At 58.2% G+C, this 6,980-nt stretch carries 6 protein-coding genes and 3 pseudogenes; 6 read left to right on the forward strand and 3 right to left on the reverse strand.

What is annotated here, in order from left to right:
- A pseudogene (locus IVB32_RS22880) lies at nucleotides 1-241 on the forward strand (IS110 family transposase); the annotation flags it as partial.
- Between the two features lie 2 nt (nucleotides 242-243).
- Here the strand turns inward: IVB32_RS22880 and IVB32_RS22885 are convergent.
- Nucleotides 244-453, reverse strand: a pseudogene (locus tag IVB32_RS22885) (transposase); the annotation flags it as partial.
- A 413-nt stretch (nucleotides 454-866) separates the two neighbouring features.
- On the opposite strand from IVB32_RS22885, the gene IVB32_RS22890 reads away from it, so the two are divergent.
- Together IVB32_RS22890 and IVB32_RS22895 are read left to right on the forward strand one after the other, a co-directional pair.
- A complete protein-coding gene (locus IVB32_RS22890; RefSeq protein ID WP_247285501.1) occupies nucleotides 867-1,283 on the forward strand; it encodes a hypothetical protein in 417 nt (138 codons plus the stop codon).
- 91 nt (nucleotides 1,284-1,374) lie between these two features.
- Nucleotides 1,375-1,810, forward strand: a pseudogene (locus IVB32_RS22895) (nitrilase-related carbon-nitrogen hydrolase); the annotation flags it as partial.
- Between the two features lie 179 nt (nucleotides 1,811-1,989).
- On the opposite strand, the gene IVB32_RS22900 reads toward IVB32_RS22895, so the two are convergent.
- Both IVB32_RS22900 and IVB32_RS22905 read right to left on the reverse strand, forming a co-directional pair.
- Nucleotides 1,990-2,844 (reverse strand): hypothetical protein, encoded by an 855-nt coding sequence (locus IVB32_RS22900; RefSeq protein ID WP_247360303.1) that lies wholly within the window; start codon nucleotides 2,842-2,844, stop codon nucleotides 1,990-1,992.
- An 11-nt stretch (nucleotides 2,845-2,855) separates the two neighbouring features.
- Nucleotides 2,856-3,155: a hypothetical protein gene (locus IVB32_RS22905; protein WP_247285503.1), complete on the reverse strand. Its 300-nt coding sequence runs from the start codon at nucleotides 3,153-3,155 to the stop codon at nucleotides 2,856-2,858.
- Between the two features lie 356 nt (nucleotides 3,156-3,511).
- On the opposite strand from IVB32_RS22905, the gene IVB32_RS22910 reads away from it, so the two are divergent.
- The 3 genes from IVB32_RS22910 to IVB32_RS22920 all read left to right on the forward strand — a co-directional run.
- Entirely contained in the window at nucleotides 3,512-4,753 is a 1,242-nt protein-coding gene (locus IVB32_RS22910; RefSeq protein ID WP_247360301.1) for a hypothetical protein, read from the forward strand.
- A 203-nt stretch (nucleotides 4,754-4,956) separates the two neighbouring features.
- Nucleotides 4,957-6,036 carry a hypothetical protein gene (locus tag IVB32_RS22915; RefSeq protein WP_247360299.1) on the forward strand — a complete coding sequence of 360 codons (1,080 nt, stop codon included), beginning with the start codon at nucleotides 4,957-4,959 and terminating at the stop codon, nucleotides 6,034-6,036.
- A gap of 619 nt (nucleotides 6,037-6,655) precedes the next feature.
- The coding region (locus IVB32_RS22920) for a transposase (RefSeq protein ID WP_247411506.1) at nucleotides 6,656-6,980 on the forward strand (325 nt) is incomplete at its 3' end.

Below are 6,980 nucleotides of genomic sequence, written 5' to 3' on the forward strand. Positions count from 1 at the left end.
CCTTTTACAGGCGCCTCTCGTCCCGCATCGGCAAGGCCAAGGCGGTGACCGCCACGGCCCGCAAGATCGCAGTCCTATTCTACAACGCGGTGCGACACGGAATGGAGTATGTCGATCCGGGGGCTCATCCTACGAGACGCGCTACCGCACGCGGGTCGTCAACAATCTGCATCGGCGTGCCAAGGCATTCGGGTTTGTTCTCCAGCCCGTGTTGCCGAAAGCTGGTGCTGCCGTTTCTTAGGAATCGTTCTCCAGCGTCAGCTCTCCGATCTTGGCGTGCAGCGACTTTACGTCGATCGCAGGCGCGGCGGGCGCAGCACTGCCAGGTCAAAAACCTCCGCACGCGCCGCCTTCCAATTGGGCCTTCCAGGCCGTGATCTGATTGGGGTGGACGTCGAACTGCTCGGCCAGTTGAGCGATCGTCCGGTCGCCCTTGACGGCGGCAAGCGCCACCTTCGCCGGCGTTAAAGCCGGACCGTTGTCTTTCGATCACCAGGCCGCCGAATCCTTATGAGCACGCACTAATATCTATCTCGCTGTGCAGAACAATTTTCCAACGATTCAATGATTTAACGGATTTGCTGGAAAACAGGAAAGCGCGCGTGTTATAACCGTGGCGTTGTTAAACCTTTACCGGGCTTTGCCCCACGCCGTTTTTGGAATACAACGTAGTCGACAGTGGTGAAATCAACACCTTCCTCGCCGGATGTTCTCAGAACCAGGCCACAGCGCGACTGCTGGCTATTTGTCTGGAACGCGCGTTGCGCAATGGGCCGGACGGTCTTCAGCCTCTCGAAAAATAAGATCCTGACGCACCGGGCTGGCTGCGCGAGAAGTTCGCGTCCGGCGTTAGGTTTCATCGCTTCGTGCCGAATGCCGCGCTCGAGGCGCGTGTGCGCCACGTTGCCGACTGGATCGAAGCTGCGCGGGTGAACAACGAAGAATGGCTGCAGCGCTGCGACGAGCAAGGCCGTCCGCTGAAGCTCCTTAAGATCGGCTCGCTCGCGCAGGCGATCGCTGAAGCCGACAAGGCGATGCGGCGGTTCGCTTTCAATGCGGCGGCCGCGCCCCATATCGACGGCGAGGGCGAAGAATCGGTGATGACGTTCGCCGACGGCAGCCGGATCGTGCGTCTTTTGACGCCGGCGGCGCTCGATCGCGAAAGCGCGATGATGGGTCATTGCGTCGGGCAGGGCGCGTATGACGCGGCCGTCAAAGACCGTAGCCGGATCATCTACTCGCTGCGCGACGCAAAGAACAAAGCGCATGTCACTTTGACGTGAAGGCGGACGGCAACGAGCTTCTGCAGTGCAAGGGCAAGGAGAACAGGCCGCCGGTCCCACGCTACATGCCGCAGGTCCGCGCGTTCATCGAACGCTCTCCATGTACGAGCCCTTTGCGTACGCGCTTGGCTGGGAGACCAACAATGCCGTCAGCAAGATTTATGCGGTCGAAAGGATCCTGTTTCGTGCTGGCGCCTTGCGCCGTTATCTCCCGGGAGATGGTCGAGGAGATGTGCGATACAGAGGACAAGCGCAACCTGGTGCATGAGGGCGGCGGACATGCCGTAATCTACGGTCCTGACGGCAGTCCGCTCGCGGAGAAGTTGCCTGAAACCAGCGTAGGGATCGTCTATGCCACTATCGATCTTGCCGCGATCGGCATAGCGAAGAACGCGGCTGACCCTGCGGGGCATTACTCCCGCCCCGACGTCGTTCGGTTGTTGTTAAATAACAAGCCGGCGAAGAGGGTGGAGCACTTCTCGCTTCCGCACGATGTTTTTGCGCCCGACCTGAACGGTGCGGAGTGAAGCGACGACCGGAAGTCGCTTCGAGGAGCGCATGCACCGGGAGGGCTGTACCCGCGGACATTTGCCGCTAGCGCCGCGCTACTCGGTCAAAACGGGCATGAGCGGAAGTATAAGCGATGTCCGCTTTGCTCCCCGCGGCGATGCTGCTGCAGTCAACTGCGGCTAATAAACTGGCGCCTCTAGGGCCCAGGCCTGCGCGCGAGGGTCGATCCCAGTTGGGTATTGATGTGCTGGTAAAACGAGATTTGGGACGGGGCGAAGCCATTGGGACCCGTTGGCCCGAAGGTAAGCAGCAGCTCATGTGTGCGGGAGCGATTCAGGTTCAGGATCGGCGTTCCGCCGCCGGACAGCGGAATAAGCTTGAATTGAGGGGTTACGCCGCCGCTGGAGACAACCACGAACTTCAGATCGTAACTGTAAACGTCGATCTTTTCAGGCTTCTTCGCACCCTGCGGCTTTGATGAATGGAGCAGATCGGCAGCCTTTACGTGGTCCTCCAAAAAACGCGCTATACCCAAATCCGACTTCACGAGAAGTGAGCTGGCGTCTCGTTCGATAGGCCACGCCTGCTCGTCGCACATGTCTTTGTTCTTGCCGGGGCCCGCAATGCTGCCGACACTCCAGTAGGAGTAGGCTGTATCCGTTCGTGTTGCAGTCGATGAAAGCTCTCCCGAAAGGCCTACGCTCCAGCTCCTACCGATCGAGAGGCCCGATTCCGATCCGTTCGTAAGCGTACGATTATAAGTCAGGTTCGGCGTGAAGCCCGAGCTTTCCACAACGCTAGGGGTCAACTGCAACTGAATGCCATAGTCTGGCGGTATCGGCGGTCCGAATCCGGTTGGAGTTTGATTGACCCTGCGTATCCCCTTGATGGTTTCGCACAGAATATTGCGCTTTATCTTAAGCACCATGTCGGGGCCGACATCTTGCGCCTCCCACGCTTCTGTGAGCGTAGGCGGGACAAGGCCGCAGCCGGCGAGGGGGATCGTCAGGAGCAGCGCTGCCGTGCACACCCTCAAGGACAAACTTAGCATTATGGCATGCCTCAGTCTGGCAGCTTGAGGTTCGGCTCATCAGGCCGCAGCTGCTTGAGTAGATCGGTCGCATCCCCGTGCGGGACCGAGGTGATCGTTACCTCAAAACCGGGGCCCGCCTTCTTGACGTGCAAATTGGCCTGATCGCCGGCTTTGTCCGCTAAACCGGGAAGCAGCTCGCCGGGCACTTCCTCAAGGATGAACTTGTAGTCGGCGCCGACCCTCTCGATACGGATCGCATCGATGCGGGGGTAGCACAGGTTTCCCCACAAGACTTCATTGGCGGCGCAGGGTGGAGGATGAGGGGCCATATCCGTCTCCCGATAAAAGTTTTTCCTCGCAATAGATTTTCGTCGCAACCGATACGATCGGGCCGTAATGCCGTCTTGGCAAGTCTGAGTAGCAGGAGCCTTGACGAAAAATGTCGAGTTGTATCCGGGGGGCCACACCAGGCAAGCGCGTTCAAAAGCGAACCGGGCTGCGGTGCGTCGTTGCCATAAAAGGGCTCGATCGTTTTCGCGCCAATTTTGCGGTGCTGGGCTAGGCTGCCGCACGAGCTTGCCTTACCCTCCGAGCAAGTCTAGCTTACTGCAAGCTTTAGTAGAACGCAATTTGATGCGGTGACGCGCCGCGGGGCCTGCACCGTGAAATTCAATGGGAGCGGCACGTGCGCTCTTTTTTAAATCGTAGGCCGGGTGGCTTTTTTTGGACCATCGTCCTTCAGCTGGTGACCTGTGTGCTTCCTGGCGTTGCGGCCTCGGCCGATGCTCCCGGCAAGCCGGCGTTGACGGTTATTCTAGAGCGCAATGAAATTCTCGCCGGCCAGACGATGAGCTTCAACGTGTGGATCGAGAATGCGACCGAGGCCAGGATAATCGATGCGGGTCTCAGCTTGTTTGGGCCGACCTTCTTGAAAGTCGGCACCCTCGACACAAGCGGCGTGTGCTCCACAAAAGACACTATAGTTCTCGGCAGCGTTGAGCCCGGTTCGACGCTGGTGCGGAACAAATTGTGCCTGAAGGCAGATTCCAGCATCGAAGAGCGTGACGAGAATCTGGGGTTCGGTCTCAGCTATTCACTTCAGAACGTGAAGGACAACAAAACGACTGCCGGCGCGCTTGTTGCGGAAAAGAAGTTGAGCATCGGCCTATTCGGAACGGAAAGCGTTGGCGGTGTTTCGCTGCGTCTTGCGTCGTACATCATTCCCGGCACGCTTTTCTTGATGATTTTGCGATTATTCGCTCCCAAATGGAAAGTAGAACTCGGTGCGACGGAGTCCGTCACACTCAGCATTTTTATCTCGGTTCTCTTGTTCCTTCTGGCGGCGCTTGGATTTCCTTCCTTGCAGCTGCGTTTCGCAGGGATCGGATCAAGTGTAAGTGCGATTGCGTTTCTCGCGCTCTGTGGCGCTGCGATCGCGCTTGCTTTCATTGCAGCCGTCGTTTTGCAAGGTTTGTCATTTATAGCCAGTCAATGGCGCAAAGCCCGCGTTGTCCAGGAAACTGACAGTCCCGGCAGAATGCTCCGGAAAGCTTTGCGCGCTGCCGGGGGCAACTTCGAGCCCGTCATGATGATCCAGGGCGATAAGCAGTTTTTCGGTTCGCTTGCAGTGCCCACGTACGACGGCGGCAAGATTTTGCTCGGATGGTTTAAGCTCAAGATATCCGACGAGACGAAGCGATCGAAAGCGGAGGAATTGGTCAGAAAGAACAAGTTCGTCAAACTCATGAGAAAAGCTGCCTGGTGGAAGATTCAGCCGGAAATGGATGATCCGGTCAAGGAACCGGACGACGCTGGCGGTCTCAAAGCAACGAATACGATTGGTAAGTACTTCGATGAGAAGGCCGTGCGTTTGGCGGTCATGCGAGATGAGCTTAAAGAGAGCAAACCTGTCATCGTGACCAAATGATGCGGCTGGGACCGGCCTTGCGGCCGGCCCCAGGAGATAGTTGCCGCCTTGCTCGCCTTGTGTGGCAAGCAGTGGCGGCATCTTTGGGCACGTAGCCCAGCTGTACAGCGTTGTGAGAATATCGCGCCAAGGGCGAGAAGACAAACGGTAAACGGTCAATAGAAGGTGGTCACCCCCGATGCGGCGCTTGCGAGGAATTTGAAATGGCGCGCGTGGTTTATTGTGTTTTTGACGTTCATCTCTGGTCGCAGCCGTTCGTTGGGGCCGATTTCGATCCAAGGGTCCATTTCCTTTGGTCCGCTTCTGATTTCCGCCAGATGCGCACCCGCGGCACCAAGATCGAACTTGCGAACCTGGTCCTGCTTCCTCTGAATAATGAACTCGATCTGCGACGGAATCACCTTTGGCCGCGCTATCAGACGGTCGCTAGCAATGTACCAGGAAGTATAACTCCGTTTGGAGAAGCCAGCGATTTTGTGTGGCCGGTACGCTGCAGGCCCAAGAATCTCGATTTAACGCTAAATGGAGCCGTGTGGAACACGAACCGGAAAGTGCGGTCGACGATCTGGCTTTGGCCGTTCGGGTGGTCGTCCCTGCTCGAGATGGACCTTCCTGCAGGCGATGAGTTTGACGACCTGCTGGATATTGGAATCAAGCTCCGTCAGAAAGATCCTGCTCCTCTGCTCCTGAAGGGGAAGGCGGTCGGGGTGTCCGGCGCGCTTGCCCATCTGGCTCAGCTCGTCAAGCAGGATCTGTGCACGCCGGCCGCTCAAGGAAAGGCAATGGAATCTACTCGCCTTCCGCGCTACGTCGTGTGCGCCATTGAATTGCAGAAAGGATTTCAAGTTCGCCGCAACATCTCCATGGCGGATCGAATGTCGCTGATCGGGGCTGTGCGCGGACAGGAGCTCGACCTGAGCAAGTTTCTCAGCAATCCTCCCTTATTCACGCCGCTCGGTGATGGCAATTTTGCTGTCACCGACTTTGATGCGGGAACAGCAATCGTTCAGCGGCATCGGCAGGACCGGGAGGGCAGCCTGGAAGGCAATCATTGCTTCTACGTCAATACGCGGAATTTTTTCTCCATCTTTCTCACCCTTCATCGGTTGATCGCCTACCTGACCGTGAAATCGAAGGGAGACGCAAGGGCGGCGGCTGCCGCATCGGTGCTCGCGTCCTTGCCTGCCGAATATCGAAACAGGCTCTGCTCGGACTTCGCCGCTAAATATGCGCCGCAGCCGACTGTTCCAGTTGTTGCAGGTAATAACCCCGCGGCTCCTTGAGGGCACGTTCGCGACGCATGGGTAGTGCTTCAGCGCGAAGCGTTTTTCAAGCGGCATGGGCACCGAACTTGATCTTGGGCCGCGAGCCATCGATTCCTTCCCGGACATGGCGCATGGACTTTATCCCGTCGCTCGTTCTTCTTACCGCGCGTGAGCTCGTTAACCTTGGCTTTCGCGACAGGGACCCGTCTGCCCGTAAGCCTCACCCGCGCGAGGGATCGTTACCAGCAACCGCCGAGACTTAATGCGCTGGGCAGGCGAGCGAAGGAAGATTGAGGTTGGCTACCTACTCAGACTCGCCGTGCGCTACGCGAAGCAGTTCGCGTAGGCGCTCCCAGTTGAGCGTATCCTCGTACGGGAGACCGATTGAGTGCGCCGAGGCTCTTGCAGCGACTTCGCTTGCGATCTCTTCGAGCCTGTCGACGGGAATGGGATCGACATCTCCCGTGATGCCGCGTTGTGACAAGCGTCCCGGACAATCCTGGCGAACTCGCGTTCGCGGGCCTGATTAACGTAGCGCTCGGCCATGGCGGTCATCCGTAAGCGCGAAGCCGATACCCTTGCTTCAGAATTCGAATGAACGTGGGAAAGAAGCCTCCGGCTTGGACGGAGGTTTCGGATGGGATTGGACAGCAAAAAGGACGTCCATTTGGACGGCTCAACGAGGGGATCGGTGAGCCGGCTGGAGGTTCTTGAAGGACCATCGGGGCGCCGCGTACGTTCGGAAGCTGAGAGAGCTCGGATCGTCGCCGAGAGTCTGTTACCCGGTGCCCAGGTGTCCGAGGTGGCGCGCAAGCACGGAGCGACGCGCTGGCAGATCTACGATTGGCGACGGCGGCTTCGGCAACGAGGCGTGTTGCCGCCGCGCGAGGTATCGCAGCCGACATTCGCGCCGCTAGTCGTGGAAGGTGCGTTGGAGGAGCGTCAGGTTCCGGCGATCAAGC

It is taken from the genome of Bradyrhizobium sp. 23 (assembly GCF_023073295.1).
Classification (GTDB): domain Bacteria; phylum Pseudomonadota; class Alphaproteobacteria; order Rhizobiales; family Xanthobacteraceae; genus Bradyrhizobium; species Bradyrhizobium canariense_D.

Excerpts from the sequence above, each read along its gene's own strand:
- IVB32_RS22900 (WP_247360303.1), bottom strand. The coding sequence starts at position 2,844 with ATGCTAAGTTTGTCCTTGAGGGTGTGCACGGCAGCGCTGCTCCTGACG.
- IVB32_RS22905 (WP_247285503.1), bottom strand. The coding sequence starts at position 3,155 with ATGGCCCCTCATCCTCCACCCTGCGCCGCCAATGAAGTCTTGTGGGGA.
- IVB32_RS22915 (WP_247360299.1), top strand. The coding sequence starts at position 4,957 with ATGGCGCGCGTGGTTTATTGTGTTTTTGACGTTCATCTCTGGTCGCAG.